The following is an 18,496-nucleotide window of genomic DNA, read 5'->3' as shown; positions in this document are numbered from 1 at the left end:
TTGGAAACTCCGCAGGCAGTACAACTCCCGTGCCATCGTTGCCCGTTGAACGGTGCGCCTGCCGCTGGTGCACCATTCGCACAGAAAGCGCATGGTCCCCCCTGTCAGGCGGTGGCGAGGTTTTGACAAAGCCCTTGCCTCGACATGATCGACTGACTGTTCGAAACGCCACACAAAGCCAACAACGGTCCGGAGGGGGAACGGGGTGTCTTTCGAAGAGGAGTGGGCCCAGTTGAAGGCCGACGCCCTGGCGCGGCAGTCGACGAGCATGCAGATCGATCAGATACCAGCAGACGGGGGCAGCGTCGCGGGTGCGCCGACCCCCGGGTCCCTGGTGGCGAAGACCGACTCCATCAACGGCAACGCTAATCTACTGATCGAGATCGCGGGCTTCCTCCAGGAGGGGCGGCCCGACGCAGAACTCACCACCATGGCCCGGGAGCCTCGAGCGCCCGAGGAGGTAGCCAAGCAGGTGGCACGGTTCGCTCAATTCGCCGACGACCAGTACTTGGACGCGGTCGCCCTGTTCGCGGCGCTCTCCACCCGCCTGCGGGCCACCGGCAGCAATTTCGTGAAGGTCGACGGCGACGTCGAGCAGCGATTCCTCGACAACATCCTGCGCTACGGCCAGTACGTCGCCCCGGAGGCGCGATGAGCTCCGGTATCAGCCACCGCAAGGATGTCGAGTTCCTGGAGAGTTGCAGCCCTCCCCTCGTCGAACGCAATGCGGAGGAGTTCAAGCGTCTGCACGACATGCTCGTGGCGGTCGACCCGTCCGCCGAACGCGCCGAGAAGCACACGCAGTGGAAGAGCGAAGGCAGTCAGCACTACGAGGCCCGGCTCACCGAAGGGCGCAAACTGCTCACACAGCTCGCCGAAGGCTACGCCAAGGCGGCAGGCGCTCTGACCGACTATGCGTTCGCACTGGGGGTCGCCAAAGCGCATTACTCCAACGGCAAGGCGAACGAGCAAGCCCTCGCGAATCTGATCCACACCAAGGGCACAGCGATCACCCGCGAAGCCCAGAAGGCTGAGCCGATGCGCCAGTGGGAGGACATGCGAGCCACTACCGGTGTCATGGACTTCTTCGCAGAACTGACCATGGACGTCGACGACATCCGCGACGATGCGAACCGGCTGCACGACGCTGCCGGCGGGGACTTTCACCTCGCGAAGACCACTGAGCACGAGGCGCGGGAGATCTGCGTTCACGCGCTCAAGCAGGCCTACGACCTACTGCCGGACTTCCGCATGGGCTTCATCCACCGCGTCGACATCGTCTCTGCGATCGCGGAGTTGCGGCGAGAGGCGACCGAGGCAAGCACGAACCCGTTGACGCGACTGCCCGGCAGCGGCCCCAAACAGGACTATTACCCCATTGCCGGGAGCGACATCGTCTCCCCGACCTTGCGCGAGATCCGGCTCAAGGTCGCCAACCTCCCTGGGGCGACGGACAGTTACTGGACTCCGCCCTCCAACGCCCAGGAGCGTGCCGACTGGATCGCGGCGAACAAGGAGATCATCAAGGCGGCGGCACACAACTCAGGGCTCCCGCCGGACATGGTCGCCGGCATCGCCTGGCAGGAGATCGGCGGACAGCCCGGCATCCTTGATGACATCACCGACACCATCCGCGAACAAGCTGACTCTCCGCTCAGCCCGATCGCCCCCGAGAGCCTGCCCTGGCGCCTCGGCGGCAATCCCGACAACACTTCCATGGGACCCATCGCCATCCAGGTACGGCGCGGCGCCGAGGTCCTGGGCTACGACCCCGACCACCTCACGGACCAACAGCGCAGCATGGTGGAGGAGTCCCTCCAGGATCCAGGGCAGAACATCTTCATCGCCTCGGAGTACCTGGCCCAGCTCAAGGCGGAGAGCGAGTTCGCCAACGTGCCGGCCGAGGAGATGACCCCGGCCCAGTACCAGGAGCTCGCCTCGCGTTACAACGGCGGCCCGTACTGGCAGAACGGTGACGCCCAGGCCTACGGGCGTGGCTTCATGAACAATCTGGACAACGCAAGGAGCGCGCTGCGCCGATGACCAGCCCTTCCCAGGTGGACGACGACCGCGGCTGCCTCCGCCTGGTCCTCGCCGTACCTCTCGTCCTGCTCACCCTCATCGCTGCGTACTTCTGCTGGACGGCGCTTACCATCCGCCCATCCGGGCCATGGGACGAAGACGCCTATGCAGCCATCGTTCTGTCCTGCGTCCTCACCATCGGGGCTGCCGGTGCGGCAGCAGCGTTGTGGGCGCTGCCGTCAGTGCGTCGGGTCATGCGGTGGTGGTGGATAGGGCCGGCCCTCACACTCGGAGTGGTCGCCGCGGCGCGGTGGGTGATGGGCGGATAAGCCACCGCTGCGGCCACCCGTCCCCGAATGCCCCATCCCTGGCCTTTTCGGACTCTCCCGCCCCAGCGTTACTCGTGTCACATCCGCCCATGCCTTGGTCGTCCGCGAGCCGATCGGCACCGCGCTGCCCGGCCTGCTGAGTGCGCTGGCCGGGCAGTACGGCGGCTGAGGAGGGGGCGGGTCAGAAGAGGCTCTCCCCCTTCTCGACCTTCTCGAACTCCAGCAGCCGCTGTTTGCGGGCCAGGCCGCCGCCGTAGCCGGTGAGGCTGCCGGTGGAGCCGATGACGCGGTGGCAGGGGACGATGATGCCGACCGGGTTGCGGCCGTTGGCGAGGCCGACCGCGCGGGAGGCGGTCGGGTTGCCGAGGGCGGCGGCGAGCTGGCCGTAGCTGCGGGTCTCCCCGTAGGGGATGAGGGTGAGCTGCTCCCAGACGCGCTGCTGGAACGGGGTGCCGCCGAGGTTCAGCCGGAGCGTGAACCGGGTCAGGTCGCCCGCGAAGTAGGCGGACAGTTGCTCGCGGGCCTCGGCGAAGGCGCGCAGGGTGTCGTCGCGCGGTCCGAAGGTCTCCTCGGCGGGGCGGTGGCGCTGGCCCTCCATGTAGAGGCCGCACAGCGTGTCGTCGGCGTCCGCGACGAGGGTGAGGGGCCCGTAGGGGCTGTCGACGACGGTGTGGTGCTTGCTGGCACTCATGGCAACTTCCTCAGTCCGGAAGGACGTTGATCGGGTGGCTGTCGGTCGCCCACAGGTACTGCACGGCGTACGCCCGCCAGGGCCGCCAGGCCTCGGCGCGGCCGGTGAGCGCGGCCGGGGTGGCGGGGAGCCCGAGGCGCTCGGCGGCGCGTCGTACTCCCAGGTCGGTGACGGGGAAGGCGTCGGGGTCGCCGAGGGCGCGCATCGCGATGACGTCGGCGGTCCAGGGCCCGAAGCCGGGCAGGTCGAGCAGGCGGGCGCGGGTCTCCGCCCGGTCGGTCTCGGCACCGAGCCGCAGCGTGCCGTCCGCGAGCCGTTCGACCAGGGTCGTCAGCGTGGTGCGCCGGGCACGCGGCATGGCCAGGGACCCGGGGTCCACGGCGGCCAGCGCCTCGGGAGTGGGAAAGAGACGGGTGAGGCCGCCCTCGGGATCGTCCAGCGGCTTGCCGTGCGCGGTGACCAGGCGGGCGGCGTGGGTGCGGGCGGCGGCCGTGGACACCTGCTGTCCGAGCACCGCCCGTACGGCGAACTCGGCCTCGTCCACCGTGCGCGGCACCCGCCGCCCCGGCGCGCGGTCCACCAGCGGGGCTAGCGCCGGGTCGGCGCGCAGCCGCTCGTCCACGGCGGCCGGGTCGGCGTCCAGGTCGAGCAGGGCGCGGCAGCGGCTGATCGCCACGGTGAGGTCGCGCGGGTCGCCGAGCGTGAGCCGGCAGGCGATGTGCCCGGCGGCCGGAGAGAGCGCGACGATCCCGTGCCCGTACGGCAGCGAGAGCGTGCGCCGGTAGGCACCGTCCCGCCACTCCTCGACGCCGGGTACGGCGGTGGCGGCCAGGTGTCCGAAGAGGTTGCCCGGCTCCAGCGGGGCCCGGTACGGCAGCCGCAGGGAGATCGTGCCCGGTGTGGCGGCGGGTCCCACGGCCGGGACACGGGCGCGCAGCGCGGTCGGGGTGAGGGCGTAGACCTCGCGGACGGTTTCGTTGAAGGTGCGCAGGGAGGCGAAGCCCGCGGCGAAGGCGATCTCCGCCATGGGCAGGGCGGTCGTCTCGATCAGCAGCCGGGCGGTCTGCGCGCGCTGGGCGCGGGCCAGGGCGAGCGGTCCGGCGCCGAGTTCGGCGAGGAGCTGGCGCTCGATCTGCCGGGCGGAGTAGCCGAGCCGGGTGGCGAGTCCGGGCACGCCCTCGCGGTCCACGACGCCGTCGGCGATGAGGCGCATGGCACGGGCCACCAGGTCGGCGCGCTGGTTCCACTCCGGTGAGCCGGGGCTGGCGTCCGGGCGGCAGCGCTTGCAGGCCCGGAAACCGGCCCGCTGACAGGCGGCCGCGCTCGGGTAGAAGGTCATGTTCCGCGGCTTGGGCGGGACCACGGGGCAGCTCGGCCGGCAGTAGATGCCGGTGGTGAGCACCGCCGTGAAGAACCACCCGTCGAAGCGGGCGTCCTTCGACTGCACGGCGTGCACGCAGTGCTCCCGGTCCAAATGGACCGCCGAAGCCGCCGAAGCGACCGCAGCCGCCGGGCTCGCCCCCGTCGCTGCTCCGGCCCCCGCCGTCCCGCTCGTCACTGTCCGCATGTCTCCAAGGATGGTCACCGGCAGCGCCGGACGCTGGCGAGAATCCGACATGTACCTGGGGGTGACCAGGAACCGCCCCGCGCCCGGGTCAGACGGACGTGCGATACGCGCCGACCCACTCCGAGGTCGTCCGCAGCCCGCCGAACGTGTAGAAGTGCACCTTCACCACTCCGTGCCGCGACGGGTCGTACCGCAGCGCCAGCTCGCGCAGGAAGCGGTCGGGTCCCGCCGTTCCCATGAGGTTGGTGAGGGAGAAGCCGTACTTGCGGGCGACGGAGGCGCTGGTGGCGACGCCGAAGCGGGAGGCGTAGCCGAGCAGCCGGCGCACCCCGGCCGGGCCCGGGACGCCGACACGCACGGGCAGCTCCACCCCGCGCGCCCGGACCGCCTCCAGCCAGGCCAGCACCGGGTCCACGGCGAAGCCGAACTGGGTGATCACCTCAGCGCCGTATCCCTCGGCGCCGAGCGCGGCCGCCTTGTCGGTGAGCGCGGACCACAGGACGGGGCCGGTGAGACCGGGGTGGCCCTCCGGGTAACCGCTGATGCCGACGTGCCGTACGCCGTGGCGCCGGAGCAGTCCGGTGCGGATGACGGAGAGCGCGTCCTCGTAGGGACCCTCGGGGCGGGCGGGGTCGCCGCCGACCACGAAGACGTGCTCGCCGGTGCCGTCGGCGGCCAGTCCGGCGAGGAACTCCTCCAGATGCGCCTCGGAGTGCAGTCTGCGGGCGGAGATGTGCGGGACGGGGACGAAGCCGAGCCGCTTGACCGCGCGGGCGGCGGCCAGCCGGGTGCCGAGGTCCTCGCCCGCGAGATAGGTCACGTTGATCCGGGTGCCCGGGGGTATGCCGGGGGCCGCCTCCTCCAGGCGGGGCACGTCCTTGCCGGTCATCTCCAGGGAGAAGCCGTCCAGCAGCGCGGCGTCCGCGCCTTCGGCTTCCGTCGCGCGGGCGGCCGGGACGGAGGGGACGGGGTTCATCGTGCTCCTTGCGCGGCGGCCCCGCGCGTGGGCGGGACCGTGACCTCGAGGGGTGGCCTCGGCCGATGATGTCACGCGCACGCGGACGCTTCGACGACACACCCGGAAGTAACGATTCCGCATCGTTCGGCCCTCAAGGCCGCACAGGCTGCCGTGGTTACCTGGGCCAAATCCGCAAGTGCTTTAATGATCCGCCGACATCACGGCCGAATGCCCCCTCCTCCTGCCACGTCACGAGGAGGCGGACACCCGGTGAACAGGTTCGGAACACGGCACGTTTTCCTTTTCGAGGGAGCTTCGATGACCAGGCTCAATCGCGGGCGGTTGCTGCCCTCGGCGGGCGCAGTCGTCGGCTCGGCGACCGCCGCGGCGGCCCCCTCCGGACAACCGGGGCCGGCCGCCCCGACGACGCGTCAGAACCGCATCCCCCTTTATTACTTTGCTCACGATTTGCCCGTAATGCGGCATTTTCCCTTGTCGTACATTGCTACGCGGGCCGCATAAGACATACGGCCGCCCTTTCCGCCCCCGGCCCGCCGGGAGCGGCACACCCCCCGCATACGCTCACCCCGTCCGTCGCACCCCCAGCAGGAGCCCAGCCCGTGCCCTCCGCCGGACTCGTCCCCCGTCGCATCGCGCAGCTCTACGCGGTGTTCGCGATATTCGCGCTCTTCGCGGCGCAGTTGATCGGCGCGCTGATGCCGATCGTCCCGCTCTTCGTCGCCGCGACCGCGGCGGGCGTCGCTCTCGAAACGTACCTTCAGTACAAGCGGCCCGCGGCACTGGCGCAGCTCAACAAGATCCGCCTGGACGTGACCGTCCGGCAGCTGCTGCGCGACATGCTGGTCATGGTGGCGCTGCTGCGGATCGAGGGGGTGGAGCCCCGGCGCGAGCAGGCCCCCCTGCTCGTCGCCCTGGGCGCGTTCTACAGCCTGCACTTCCTGTGCCAGGCGATCGCCGTCATGGTGCGCCGCGCGCGCTCGCTGCCGATCGTCACGCGCAACATCGACGCCTCCGAGCTGAACCTGAGCGCCGCGCCGCCGCGCATCCTGCTGCGCCGCCCGGCGCACCGGCTGCTGACCTTCGCCGTCCCCGGCACCGTCGGCCTGCTCCTCACCGCCGTCACCACACATGCGCGCTGGGGTGCGATCGGTCTGGCCGTCTCCGTCGCGCTGATGGCCGGCGGCACCCTGAACCTGGCCCGCTGGCTGACCGGCAAGAAGCGCGCCAAGAGCGACGCCGAGGTCATGGAGTGGGTGGACAGGTGGCTGGCCGACTACCGGCCGACCGTCGCCATGTACTTCTCCGGCGGCACCACCTCCGCCTACCAGGCGAACATGTGGCTCTCCACGCTCTCCCAGCTCGAGCGCCCGCTGATCGTGCTGCGCGAGCGGTTCATGGTGCAGAAGATCGACGCCACCGACGTGCCGATCATCTGCTTCCCGAAGGTCTCCACCATGTTCGCGCTGGAGAACTCGACGCTGAAGATGATGCTGCACCCGGCGAACTCCGGTAAGACCTCGCAGGTGCTGCGCATCCCCTCCATCAAGCACGCGTTCATCAACCACGGCGAGAGCGACAAGCTGTCCTCCTGCAACCCCTACGCCAAGGCGTACGACGAGGTGTGGGTGGCCGGTCCGGCGGCGCGCGAGCGGTACGCGCTCGCCGACGTCGGCGTCGAGGACAAGGACATCGTCGAGGTCGGCCGCCCGCAGCTCGCGCCGATCCGCCCGTACGCCGGTCCGCCGACCGGTCAGTACACCCACGTGCTCTACGCCCCCACCTGGGAGGGCTGGGACGGCAACCCCGGCAACACCTCCGTGGTGCTCGCGGGCGAGAACATCGTGCGCAGGCTGCTGGCCGACCCCGCCGTGCGCCTGGTCTACAAGCCGCACCCGATGACCGGCTCCGTCGACCCGCGCGCGGGCGCCGCCAACGAGCGGATCAAGGCGATGATCCGCGAGGCCGCCGCGAAGCGCTCCGGTGCCCGTCCCGGACCCGAGGCCGCCGCCGAGCTGGCCCGCCGCACCGCCGAGCTGGAGAAGCTGACCTCGGTCTCCTTCCGGCCGGGCGCCGACGAACTGGAGCGGATGCTGCTCCAGGGCACCCCCCAGGGCGACCGCGAGGCCGAGATCACGCGGGCCACGGCCGCCTGGGAGGCCGCGTACTGGGCGTCCTTCCCGGAGTGGGAACACCTGATCGTCACCGACGCGCGACCCGCGATCTTCGCCTGCTTCAACATGGCGGACCTGCTGATCAGCGATGTCTCCAGCGTGGTGTCCGACTGGCTGACCAGCGAGAAGCCGTACGCGGTCGCCAACACCTCGGGCATGACCGAGGAGGACTTCCGCACCGCCTTCCCGACCGTGACCGCGGCCACCGTGCTGGCGCCGTCCGCGAAGGGCGTCCCGGGTCTGCTGGAGTCGGTCCGCCACCCGGAGAAGGACCGCTTCGCCGAGCGGCGCGCCGAGCTGAAGGAGCACCTGCTCGGTCCGTCCGACCCGCCGTCCATGGAGCGCTTCCGTGCCGCCGCCGAGGCGCTGTGCGCCAAGGCCGACGAGCGCCGCGAGCGCATGGCCGCCCGGCTCGCCGCCCCGGCGATCCCCGCCCCGCGCGGCGCGGGCGACGACGACGCGGCGCGCGAGGCCGCCATCGAGGGTGAGACGGTCGTCGAGGGCGAGGCGGCCGTGGAGGGTGACGCGGAGGACGCGGTCACCGCGTAGAGCCGCAGGCGATGGGAAAGGCCGCCGTGCGGGACCGCTGATCCGGTTCCGCACGGCGGCCTTTCCCATGGCCGCGCCGTGTCACCCCAGGCGGCTCTCCAGCCACTCCAGGACGTCGGGCGTCACCGGGTCGGCGATGTCGGCGAACTCCTCGTGCCGCTCCAGGAACTTCGCCACGTACGGGCAGACCGGCACGACGCGCTTGCCCGCCGCGCGCACGTCGGTCAGCGCCTCCTGGACGAGGCGGGAGGCGAGGCCCTGTCCGGCGTAGGCGTCGTCGACCTCGGTGTGGTGGAAGACGCGCTCATCGCCTCGGTCGAGGTAGGCGGTGAGTCCGGCGCGCTCGCCGTCCACGTGGATCTCGTAGCGGTGCCTGGCGGCGTTGTGCTCGACGGTCGGGGTGGGCTGGGTCATGGGGTGCCTTTCGGGCTTACGGGCGTTCCGGGCGTGCTGCTTGGTCGGCCGGGGCTCAGCGGCGGGCGGGGTTGCCCCGGGGCCGGAGGGCGGCGTGCGGCAGAACGGGGGCCGGGAGCCGGTCCCCCGGGTATCCCTCCACGGCGCCGAAACGGGCGGAGGCGCTCTCCCACTCCTCGCGGGCCTTGACGATGTCCTCGTGGCTGCGCCCGATGAAGTTCCACCACATGACGATCTCCTCCTCGAACGGAGTGCCGCCGAGCAGGACGGCCCGCGCGAGGTCGTCGGTGTCGTTGGTCAGGGTGAGGGTGTCGCCGCCCGGGGGCAGATGGCCCAGCTCGGCCCGGCCCAGCTCCGTACCCTCCAGCCGCACCCGCCCCTGGTCGACCAGGAGCCCGTGCTCGAAGGCCGGGTCGACGGCGAGGGTCACGGTGGTGCCCGGCCGAAGGAGGATCTCGGCGCCGAGCAGGGGCGTGAAGGTCGGCACGGGTGAGCTGTCGATGCCGGGGAGCGTCCCGAGGAAGACCCTGATCTCGGCGCCGTCGAGCCGTACGGGCTCGGGGACGTGGTGGCGGAAGTCCCGTTCCGTGTCGCGGTGCTCCTCGGGCAGGGCGACCCACAGCTGGACGCCGTGCAGGACGGTGGTCGCCGGGGTGGAGACCTCCGAGTGGCAGATGCCGTGACCGCCGGTCATCAGGTTCAGCTCGCCGGGGCGAACGAAGGCGTGGCTGCCCAGGCTGTCGCGGTGCTCGATCTCTCCGCTGAACAGCCAGCTCACGGTCTGGAGACCGGTGTGCGGGTGCGGGGCGACGTCCATGCCGCCGCTCGCGGAGACGTCGTCGGGGCCGTAGTGGTCGGCGAAGCACCAGGCGCCGATCGTGGTCCGCCCGCGCTGGGGAAGCGTCCGGCGGACCGTCATGGCGCGGGGTCCGCCGAGCGGCACGTCACGTGGGGTCAGTACCTCGACCCGTTTCTCTTCGCCGTCGCTCACGCCGGGCGCCTCCCGCCAGATTTTGTTCTACGTTCAACTACATTTCTCATCATAGGGCGCTCGCCCCAGCGGGTACACCCCCCTAGGGGGGAATCCCTGAACGCCGGCTCCACGCACCCGCGAAAGGCCCCCTCGCATGACTTCCCCCCACCGCCCCTACTCTTCCCAGCTCGCCTACGACGTGGGGCTGCTGGTCATCCGGCTGGCGGCCGGCGTGATCCTCTTCACTCACGGCACGCAGAAGCTGTTCGGCTGGTTCGGCCACGGCGGTCTGGACGCCACCGGCCACTACTTCACCCTGAGCGGCTACCCCGCCGGCACGACCTTCGCCCTGATCGCGGGCCTCACCGAGACCCTCGGCGGTATCGGCCTCGCCCTCGGCTTCCTCACCCCGCTCGCGGGCGCCGCCGCCCTCGGCGCGATGATCAACGCCCTGGCCGTCACCTGGAACACCGGCTTCTTCGCCCCCAACGGCTTCGAATTCACCCTCCTCCTGGCCGTCGTCGCCCTCGGCCTCACCCTGACCGGCCCCGGCCGCATCGCCCTGGACCACTTCGTACCGGTCCTGCGCCACCACCGCCTCGCCTACGGTGTCGCAGCGGTGATCCTCGCGGCGGCGGCGTCGGTGGTGGTCCTGATCATCCGCGGCTGAGCGGCTCCCCCGGGTGCCCGGCAGCACGGCTGTGTCCTGTCCGTCCGGGCGATCGCGCCGGGTGCTGAGTACCCATACTCATGCCTTTACCCAACTCCCCGGTGAGACTGCCGACATGGACTCCTCGCGCCCCGCATCCCCTGCCCTCGTCCCGCGTCTGTCCGGCGCCGCCGTCACCGGTGCCGGGCTGGCCGTCGGAGCGGCCGCGTACCTCACGCGGTCGCAGGAGCGGGCCGAGGGAACCTGCGCGTCGGACGGCATGTGCATCACCTGGGGGAATCTGACCGCGCTGCCGGTCGTCGTCGTGACCGCGCTGGTCGTCCTGGTCGTGGTGTACAAGCAGCTCGACATCAGACCGCGGCTCGCCGTCATACCGCCGACGCTGCTGCTCGCGCCGCTGCCCCTGGCGGCGGCGCAGACGGCCCTGGGCGGGATGGCCACCGCCGTCGCGGGAGCGGTGTGGGCGGGGGCGCTCGCGCTCACCGCCTGGGACCGGTACCGCGCGCTCGGGGTCACGACCGCGGCCGTGCTGGTGTGCGGCTCGCTCGTCGTGCTGTACGGCTGATGTGCCCGGACGTAGCACCCGGGCGAAGGTCACGCACGCGCGAAGTCGCTGGGGTGGAAGCGCCCCTCCTTCAGGTGGGCCTCGATGTCCTCCAGGCTGTGCCCGGTCAGCTCCGGCATCCGGCGCCAGACGAACAGCCAGGCGGCGACGTTGAAGAAGCCGTAGATCCAGAAGACCTGGCCGACGCCGAAGGCGTTGATCATCGACAGCAGGGTCAGGGTGATGAGCAGGTTGGTGCTCCACAGCGTGGCCGACTGGACGCTGGTCGCGGCGGCACGCACCCCGAGCGGGTAGATCTCGGAGCCGGTCAGCCAGCCCATGAGCTGGAGGCCGCCCGCGTTGAAGAACATGAAGGCCAGCAGGCAGGCGACGATGCCCGGGATGTCGGAGCGGCCGGAGTGGCCGGTCACGAAGAACGCGCCGAGGGCGAACAGGCTGAGCGCCGCGCCCGGAACCATCACCAGAGTGAGCCGGCGGCGGCCCACCTTGTCCACGATCCACAGCCCGACGATCATCATCACCAGGTACGTCACGCCCAGCGCCACGCTGATCCGCAGCGCGGCGTCCCGGGAGAAGCCGTTGTCCGTGAGGATGGTCGGCGCGTAGTAGATGATCATCTCGATGCCGGACAGCTGGGTGAAGACGGCGATCCCGCAGCCGACGATCAGCGCCGGACGCACCCATGGCTGCCGCAGCCCGCGCCAGCCGCGTCTGTCTCTGCCGACCTTCTCCTGGCGTCCCGCCAGGGCCACGATCTCGTCCAGCTCGGGGGCGATGTCGTAGCCGTCGGGCCGTACCTCCTTCAGCACGCGCTCCACCTCGTCGACACGGCCCTGTTCGACCAGCCAGCGCGGGCTCTCGGGCAGCCGAAGCTGGCCGAGCAGCATCACCAGGGCCGGTGCGGCGGCCGCGCCGATGGCCACGCGCCAGGACACCGACTCGCTCGCGCCCACCAGGGTCGCGATGACGATGCCGACGCCGATGGCGAGCTGGAAACAGAGCACCAGACGGCCGCGGATCGTCCTCGGGGCCAGTTCCGCGACGTACATCGGCACGGTCTGGGTGGCGCCGCCGACGGCGAAGCCGAGCAGCACGCGGGCCAGCGCCAGACCGACCGCGCTGGGGGCGAACGAGCAGGTCAGGCTGCCCGCGATGAACACCCCGCAGATCAGCAGGATGGTCCGGTGCCGTCCGATGCGCTCGCACAGCAGACTGCACGCGAGGGAGCCGATCACCGCGCCCAGCAGGATCCCGGCGGCGATGGTCTCCTTCATGGAGTCGCCGATGCGGAACTCCTTGGAGATCTGGAGCAGGGCGCCGGAGATGATGCCGGTGTCGTAGCCGTAGAGCAGTCCGCTGATCGCGGAGACCACGGCCGCCGTCAACATGCGCCCGTTCAGACCCCGGACCGGCGGCGGCGCGTGGTCGGTGGCTCGGCTCACGGTTCCTCCCGGGTGACGGCCCTCGTGGGCGGCCCCGGAGAGGGAGCGCCCGGCCGAAACCGTAACGCCGGGCCCGGTCCCCGGCCGGGCGGCTCGCGCAGTGGCGGCCGCCCGGCTTCACGGGAGGCGGTTTCGCACACCTCCGTCCTGTTTCACCCGCTTGCTCGCCCGCTCACGCGGTCACTCGCTCACGCGGCGAGGTCGTGCCCCGGGTGGAGCACCACCTTGGTGTAGCCCTCGACCCGCTTGTCGAACTTCTCGTACGCCTGCGGGGCGTCCTCCAGCGGCAGTTCGTGGGAGACCACGAAGCTGGGGCGGGCGCGGCCCGAGGCGATCAGGTCGCGGAGCTGGCGGTTGTACCGCTTGACGTTGCACTGGCCCGTGCCCATCTTCTGGCCCTTCTCGAACATCTTGCCGATCGAGACCAGGAGTTGACCGTGCTTGGCGTGCTCGTCGGGGCCGCCGGGGTCGGACGGCACGTACAGGCCCGGTATGCCGAGCCTGCCGGTCGGCCGGACCGTCTCCACGAGCTGGTTGAGGACGATCGCGGGTTCCTCGTGGCCGGCGTCGTCGCCCTTCTGAGCCTGGTAGCCGACGGCGTCGATCCCCTTGTCGGTGCCCTCTCCGTTCGTCTGGGCCTTGATCTGCTCGGCCGGGTCGCCCTCGGTGAAGTCGATCGGGATGGCCCCGATCTCCGCCGCCTTGGCGAGCCGCTCGGGCACGCGGTCGACGACGAACACCTTGGACGCGCCGCGCAGCAACGCCGAGTAGGCGGCCATCAGACCCACCGGTCCCGCCCCGTACACCGCGACCGTCTCGCCGGGCGACACCTGCGCGAGCTCGCAGCCGTGGTAGCCGGTCGGGAAGATGTCGGCCAGCAGAACGTAGTCCGTCTCGTTCTCGTCGCCCTCGGGCAGCTTCAGGCAGTTGAAGTCGGCGAACGGCACCCGCAGGCGCTCGGCCTGGCCGCCCATGTACGGGCCCATGGCCACATAGCCGTAGGCGCCGCCCGCGAAACCGGGGTTGACCGTCAGACAGAACCCGGTCTCCCCGGCGAGACAGTTCTTGCAGAACCCGCACGCGACGTTGAACGGCATGACGACGCGGTCGCCCACCTTCAGGGAGACCACACCGTCGCCGAGCTCCTCGATCACGCCCAGGTTCTCGTGGCCGAAGACGATGCCCGGCTCGGCCGCCGTGCGCCCCTCGTACATGTGCAGGTCCGAGCCGCAGATCGCGGACGACGTGACCCGGACGATCACATCGTTGGGGTGCTGGATCTGCGGATCGTCGACCTCCGCCACCGTGACACTGAAGGGCCTCTCGTAGACAACGGCTCTCACCTCTGTCACCTCCGCGTCTGACGCCGGATGACGGTGGCGAGCGCGGACCGCCGCCGAGGGCGCGCGAAAAGAGCGGGCCCCCGGTCGTCGCCGTGGCCTCGAACCCTCGCTTCACCGCCTGGTACTTCCAGGTAACTCCGGTACCTCGGGCACCGCAACCGTCGCAGGTGAGGGGGCCTGGGCGTCACAAATAGTCGAAGAAGCGGGTCCACCAGGTGGCCCGGCCTGGCTCCTCGGCGGCGAGCCAGGTGCTCACGCCGTCGTAGGGGCGCCGCAGCAGCCGTACGGGCACCGGGGTGCAGCCGAGGTCACGGAGAGCGGCCTCGATCGCGCTCAGCGGTCCCGGTGCGACGGCGCCCTCCGGGGCGTCGTGGCCGAACGGACCCGGGACGGTCACGGCCGCCAAGTCGCCGTAGTTGCTCAGCCGGAGAAGGAGAGGTGCCCCCGCGCCCCTCGCCTCGCTCGGTATCACGATCTCGAACGAGTAACCGGCGTCCTGGATCTGGTCGTCCAGGTGGCAGGGGTGGCCGAGGTCGCGGGTCAGACGGTCCCTGAGCCGGGTGGCTCGCGCCCTCGCCCGGGCGTGGTCGAAGCCGTCGGGAAACTCCAGGTGGGCGGGTCCGGGCAGCCGGTCCAGGGTGCGGAGCAGGGCCGTCGTCCGCGCGTCGTCGTTCATCGCGGTCACCTTATGCAACCGGCGGGCGGTCGGTGCCGTCCCCCTTCACGGGGTCGGAGTGATCAACTCCTGGGCCGGTGCGGGAGGCGGGGACTGTGGGTGTGGGCGGGCTGGGGAAGATCCTCGGGTGGGGAGTGGTGTTCGTTCCGCTGTCGGTGCTGCTCCTCGTGCGGGTGGGTGGGCTGGACGGGGGAACGCCGGTCGCCGTGGCGGTGGTGCTGTTTCCGTACGCGGCCGTGCTGAGCGTGCTCGTGCTGCTGCTGGTGCTCGGGGTGCGGGCGCTGCGGTCCTGGCCGGTGGTCGTCGGCGCGGCGCTGCTCGCTACCGCTCATGTGGCGTTGCTGGTGCCGCGGTTCATGCCGGACGGGGAGCATGTCCCGCCGGGGGCGGCCGAGTTGCGGGGGGCCACGCTCAACACCCACGTGGGAAAGGCGGACGCGCGGGCGGTCGTACGGCTGGTGCGGTCCGAGCGGATCGACGTGCTGGCGGTGCAGGAGCTGCCGTCCGCGGGGGTGGCCGCGCTCGCGAAGGCGGGGCTTGGGCGGGTGCTGCCGTACCGGGAGCTGCATCCCGAGAACGACTCCTCGCTGTACTCCCGGCTTCCGCTGACGCACGGCGGCCCGGTGAAGGCCGGCACCGCCTGGCCCCAGACCACCGCGCGGGTGAAGGTCGGCGGGCGGAGCGTACGGCTGGTGGCCGTCCACACGTACTACCCGCTCGGTGACGCCGCCCGCTGGGGCCGCGACATGACCGCCCTGACCTCGGTGGCCCGCGCCGACGGTCCCGACACGGTGTTCCTCGGCGACTTCAACGCCTCCCTCGACCACGCCCTCATGCGCACCCTCCTCTCCTCGGGCCGGCTCACCGACACCCACGCCGAACTCGGCCGCGGCTGGTCGCCCACCTGGCCCGCCGACCGCCCCCTCCTCCCACCCCTGGTCCAGCTCGACCACGTCCTCCACGGCACCGGTCTGGCGGCCCTGTCGGTGACCGAACGCACCGTCCCGGGCACCGACCACCGCGCGGTGATCGCGCGACTGGCGTTGCGTTAGGCGGCTGGCGTTGCGTCAGACGGTCGTGGCCGGCGCGCCGACCACGGCGCCCGCCGGCGTCTTTCAGGGCACGGGGCGGCGGCTGGGCGACGCGCGGGCGGGCGGGCGGAACAGGGCGTGGGCTGCGCGACCGCCGCGGACCGCTCCGTCAGTCCACGTACCGGGCGAACACCTCGTACGCCGACGCGTCGAACAGCACGAAGCGGACCTCCTCCACCTCTGTGGGCACCATGCGGACCGTCTCCACCGCGATGCGGGCCGCGTCGGCCATCGGCCAGCGGTAGACGCCGGTGGAGATCGCCGGGAAGGCGACCGTGCGGGCGCCGAGTTCGTCGGCGACCTGGAGGGACGCGCGGTAGCAGGAGGCCAGGGGGACGGGGTCGCTGTCGGGGCCCTGCCAGACGGGGCCGACGGTGTGGATGACCCAGAGGGCGTCGAGGCGGCCGGCGGGGGTGGCGACGGCGTGGCCGGTGGGCAGGCCGCGGCCGTGGGAGGAGGCGCGCAGGGCGCGGCAGGCTTCCAGGATGGCGGGGCCGCCGCGTCGGTGGATCGCGCCGTCGACGCCTCCGCCGCCGAGGAGGGAGGAGTTGGCCGCGTTGACGATCGCGTCGGCGCGCTGACGGGTGATGTCGCCCAGGACGAGCCGCAGCGTGGTCATCTCTGTCTCAGCCTCCTCCAGACCGCCTTGGCGGCGTTGTGCCCCGACATGCCGTGTACCCCGGGACCGGGCGGTGTCGCGGAGGAGCACAGGAACACCGCCGGGTGCGGGGTGCGGTACGGGAACGCCGACAGCCGGGGGCGCAGCAGGAGCTGGAGCCCGGAGGCCGCACCGCAGGCGATGTCGCCGCCGACGTAGTTGGCGTTGCCCGCGGCCATCTCGGCGGGGCCCGCGGTGGCGCGGGCGAGGACGCGGTCGCGGAAGCCGGGGGCGAAGCGCTCCATTTGGCGCTCTATCGCGTCCGTGAGGTCGCCGCTCCAGTTGTTCGGGACGTGCCCGTAGGTCCAGAAGACGTGCTTGCCCTCGGGCGCACGGGAGGGATCGGCCACGCTGGGCTGCACGGTGATCATGAAGGGTTTCCCGGGAGCGCGGCCGTCGCGGGAGGCGGCGCGCAGCGCGCCGTCGATCTCGGCCCGGCTCGCGCCGATCTGCACGGTGCCCGCGACACGCGCCTCGGGGGCGGTCCACGGGACCGGGCCGTCCAGCGCGTAGTCGATCTTGAAGACGCTGGGGCCGTAGCGGTAGTGGTCGTAGTAGCCGCCGAAGCCCGCGATGCGGGCGAGCGCGGTGGGCGAGGTGTCGAAGACGTAGGCGCGGGCGGGCGGGAGGTCGTCCAGTCGCTTGACCTCGTAGTCGGTGTGCACGGCGCCGCCGAGGTCCTTCAGATACGCCGCGAGCGCGTCGGAGATCGACTGGGAGCCGCCCTCCGCCACCGGCCAGCCCCGGGCGTGCGCGGCCAGGGCGAAGACCAGGCCGATGGCGCCGGTGGCGAGACCGTTCAGCGGGGCCATCACATGGGCGACCAGGCCGGAGAAGAGGGCCTGCGCGCGTTCGTCGCGGAAGCGGCGCATCAGCGCGGTGGCGGGCGGGAGCCCGGCGAGGCCGAAGCGGGCCAGCGTGAGCGGGTCGCGCGGCAGCGCCGTGGACGGCAGGGACATGAAGTCCCGGACCAGGGTGTCCCAGTGGGGCAGGAACGGGGCGACCAGCCGCCGGTAGGCGCCCGCGTCGCGCGGCCCGAAGGACGCGGCGGTCTCCGCCACCGACCGGGCGAGCACTGCCGCGCTGCCGTTGGGGAACGGGTGCGCCATGGGCAGCTCGGCGTGCAGCCAGCGCAGGCCGTACCGCTCCAGTGGGAGGGCGCGGAAGGCGGGCGAGTTGATGCCGAGCGGGTGGGCCGCCGAGCAGGGGTCGTGACGGAAGCCGGGGAGGGTCAGCTCCTCGGTGCGGGCGCCGCCGCCGACGGTGGACCGGGCCTCGAAGAGAGCCACGGAGAAGCCGCGCCGGGCCAGTTCCACGGCGGCGGTCAGTCCGTTCGGCCCCGCACCCACCACGACGGCATCGAGCATCGACGGCACCTTCGGACCCCCTCGTCGGCCGGTGGCAACTCGGATCAGGATAGGCGGGCGGCCCGTCGCTCCCCCGGCGGGTGGCTCCCCGCCCGGTTCAGGACCCGGTACGCAGCAGCTCTCCCACGCGGCGCGCGGTCGCGGCGTCGCGGGCGGCGGTGAACGGCAGGACGTTGCCGCCGGTTATACGGAACGGTTCGCCGGTCAGGGTGAGATGGGCGCCGCCCGCCTCCTCCACCAGGAGCAGGCCCGCCGCGTGGTCCCAGGCGGCCTCCCAGGAGAAGGCGACAGCGTCCGTCTCGCCCCGGGCGATGGCCAGGTACTCCAGGCCGGCCGAGCCGCAGGAGCGCGGGGAGACGCCGTCGGTCCACAGGGCCCGCAGAGCGCGCTTCTGTTCCTCGGTGGTGTAGTCGGGGTGGGACACGGCGACGGTGAGGTCACGGCCGGGCTCCGGCGGTCCGGCGAACAGGCGCTCCCCGTCGAGGAAGGCGCCCTGGCCGCGCACGGCGGTGGCCATCTGGTCGCGGACCGGCGCGTACGTCCAGGAGGCGAGCACGGTGCCCCGGTGGGCGAGCGCGACCAGGGTGCAGAAGCCGTCCTTGCCGTGCACGAAGTGCCGGGTGCCGTCGACCGGGTCGATGATCCAGACCGGGGCGTCCCCCTTGATCGCCTCGTACGACGCGGGGTTGGCGTGCACGGCCTCCTCGCCCACGGCGACCGAGCCGGGCAGCAGGGCGCACAGGTCGGCGGAGAGACGGCGCTCGGCGAGCCGGTCGGCGTCCGTGACCAGGTCGTGCGGGCCGCTCTTCTGGTCGACCTCGTGCGCGGCGAGTCTGCGGAAGCGGGGCAGGATCTCGGCCGCGGCCGCCTTGCGGATCGCCTCCTCCACATCGGCGGAGTGCCGGGCGAGAAACTCTTCGAGGGCTTCCGTGTCGTCGATCATGTGTCCATGAGACCACGCTCGGCGGACATTCCCCCGTCAGGCTGTG

17 protein-coding genes are annotated in these 18,496 nt (G+C 71.8%); 6 read left to right on the top strand and 11 right to left on the bottom strand.

The features are described from left to right. The first annotated feature begins 205 nt into the window (after positions 1–205). Together ACWEEU_RS05570 and ACWEEU_RS05565 are read left to right on the top strand one after the other, a co-directional pair. Positions 206–655, top strand: a complete 450-nt coding sequence (locus tag ACWEEU_RS05570) for a hypothetical protein (protein WP_451728801.1) — start codon at positions 206–208, stop codon at positions 653–655. Next, positions 652–2,043, top strand: a complete 1,392-nt coding sequence (locus ACWEEU_RS05565) for a hypothetical protein (protein ID WP_385750781.1) — start codon at positions 652–654, stop codon at positions 2,041–2,043. The genes ACWEEU_RS05570 and ACWEEU_RS05565 overlap by 4 nt, the downstream gene beginning before the upstream one ends. A gap of 489 nt (positions 2,044–2,532) precedes the next feature. Here ACWEEU_RS05565 and ACWEEU_RS05560 read toward each other — a convergent pair whose 3' ends face one another. From ACWEEU_RS05560 to ACWEEU_RS05550, 3 genes are all read right to left on the bottom strand, one after another. After that, a complete protein-coding gene (locus ACWEEU_RS05560) occupies positions 2,533–3,042 on the bottom strand; it encodes a methylated-DNA--[protein]-cysteine S-methyltransferase (RefSeq protein WP_451728798.1) in 510 nt (169 codons plus the stop codon). A gap of 10 nt (positions 3,043–3,052) precedes the next feature. After that, a complete protein-coding gene (locus ACWEEU_RS05555; RefSeq protein ID WP_451728796.1) occupies positions 3,053–4,498 on the bottom strand; it encodes an AlkA N-terminal domain-containing protein in 1,446 nt (481 codons plus the stop codon). A gap of 199 nt (positions 4,499–4,697) precedes the next feature. Continuing rightward, complete coding sequence (locus tag ACWEEU_RS05550) at positions 4,698–5,585, bottom strand: methylenetetrahydrofolate reductase (RefSeq protein ID WP_385750773.1); 888 nt, start codon at positions 5,583–5,585, stop codon at positions 4,698–4,700. Positions 5,586–6,187: 602 nt separating this feature from the next. On the opposite strand from ACWEEU_RS05550, the gene ACWEEU_RS05545 reads away from it, so the two are divergent. After that, positions 6,188–8,308 (top strand): hypothetical protein, encoded by a 2,121-nt coding sequence (locus ACWEEU_RS05545; RefSeq protein ID WP_385750770.1) that lies wholly within the window; start codon positions 6,188–6,190, stop codon positions 8,306–8,308. An 81-nt stretch (positions 8,309–8,389) separates the two neighbouring features. Here the strand turns inward: ACWEEU_RS05545 and ACWEEU_RS05540 are convergent, their stop codons facing one another. Together ACWEEU_RS05540 and ACWEEU_RS05535 are read right to left on the bottom strand one after the other, a co-directional pair. Then, positions 8,390–8,722 (bottom strand): GNAT family N-acetyltransferase, encoded by a 333-nt coding sequence (locus tag ACWEEU_RS05540; RefSeq protein ID WP_385744330.1) that lies wholly within the window; start codon positions 8,720–8,722, stop codon positions 8,390–8,392. Between the two features lie 55 nt (positions 8,723–8,777). Beyond that, positions 8,778–9,713, bottom strand: a complete 936-nt coding sequence (locus tag ACWEEU_RS05535; RefSeq protein ID WP_385744328.1) for a pirin family protein — start codon at positions 9,711–9,713, stop codon at positions 8,778–8,780. A gap of 136 nt (positions 9,714–9,849) precedes the next feature. Between ACWEEU_RS05535 and ACWEEU_RS05530 the strand changes: the two genes are divergently transcribed. Both ACWEEU_RS05530 and ACWEEU_RS05525 read left to right on the top strand, forming a co-directional pair. Next, positions 9,850–10,365, top strand: a complete 516-nt coding sequence (locus ACWEEU_RS05530; RefSeq protein ID WP_451728789.1) for a DoxX family protein — start codon at positions 9,850–9,852, stop codon at positions 10,363–10,365. 115 nt (positions 10,366–10,480) lie between these two features. After that, a complete protein-coding gene (locus ACWEEU_RS05525; RefSeq protein ID WP_451728786.1) occupies positions 10,481–10,930 on the top strand; it encodes a hypothetical protein in 450 nt (149 codons plus the stop codon). Between the two features lie 29 nt (positions 10,931–10,959). On the opposite strand, the gene ACWEEU_RS05520 is transcribed toward ACWEEU_RS05525, so the two are convergent. From ACWEEU_RS05520 to ACWEEU_RS05510, 3 genes are all read right to left on the bottom strand, one after another. After that, positions 10,960–12,372: a sugar porter family MFS transporter gene (locus tag ACWEEU_RS05520; RefSeq protein WP_451728783.1), complete on the bottom strand. Its 1,413-nt coding sequence runs from the start codon at positions 12,370–12,372 to the stop codon at positions 10,960–10,962. A 188-nt stretch (positions 12,373–12,560) separates the two neighbouring features. Beyond that, the gene (locus ACWEEU_RS05515; RefSeq protein WP_451728780.1) at positions 12,561–13,715 is read right to left on the bottom strand and encodes a glutathione-independent formaldehyde dehydrogenase; all 1,155 of its coding nucleotides are present in this window, start codon (positions 13,713–13,715) and stop codon (positions 12,561–12,563) included. A 184-nt stretch (positions 13,716–13,899) separates the two neighbouring features. Further along, positions 13,900–14,391 carry a hypothetical protein gene (locus ACWEEU_RS05510; RefSeq protein ID WP_385744319.1) on the bottom strand — a complete coding sequence of 164 codons (492 nt, stop codon included), beginning with the start codon at positions 14,389–14,391 and terminating at the stop codon, positions 13,900–13,902. Between the two features lie 101 nt (positions 14,392–14,492). On the opposite strand from ACWEEU_RS05510, the gene ACWEEU_RS05505 reads away from it, so the two are divergent. After that, positions 14,493–15,443 carry an endonuclease/exonuclease/phosphatase family protein gene (locus tag ACWEEU_RS05505; protein WP_451728775.1) on the top strand — a complete coding sequence of 317 codons (951 nt, stop codon included), beginning with the start codon at positions 14,493–14,495 and terminating at the stop codon, positions 15,441–15,443. Between the two features lie 148 nt (positions 15,444–15,591). On the opposite strand, the gene ACWEEU_RS05500 is transcribed toward ACWEEU_RS05505, so the two are convergent. The 3 genes from ACWEEU_RS05500 to ACWEEU_RS05490 all read right to left on the bottom strand — a co-directional run bounded on the left by ACWEEU_RS05500 (position 15,592) and on the right by ACWEEU_RS05490 (position 18,450). Next, positions 15,592–16,101, bottom strand: a complete 510-nt coding sequence (locus tag ACWEEU_RS05500; RefSeq protein ID WP_451728772.1) for an O-acetyl-ADP-ribose deacetylase — start codon at positions 16,099–16,101, stop codon at positions 15,592–15,594. Further along, positions 16,098–17,507, bottom strand: a complete 1,410-nt coding sequence (locus ACWEEU_RS05495; protein ID WP_451728769.1) for a phytoene desaturase family protein — start codon at positions 17,505–17,507, stop codon at positions 16,098–16,100. Before ACWEEU_RS05495 ends, ACWEEU_RS05500 begins: the two co-directional genes overlap by 4 nt. A 97-nt stretch (positions 17,508–17,604) precedes the next feature. Next, a complete protein-coding gene (locus ACWEEU_RS05490; RefSeq protein WP_385744310.1) occupies positions 17,605–18,450 on the bottom strand; it encodes an inositol monophosphatase family protein in 846 nt (281 codons plus the stop codon). Between the last annotated feature and the right edge of the window lie 46 nt (positions 18,451–18,496).

The sequence above is a fragment of the Streptomyces sp. NPDC005004 genome (assembly GCF_053600675.1).
The sequence above is the reverse complement of the archived record's forward strand: the minus strand, read 5'-3'. Positions and strand labels throughout refer to the sequence as shown.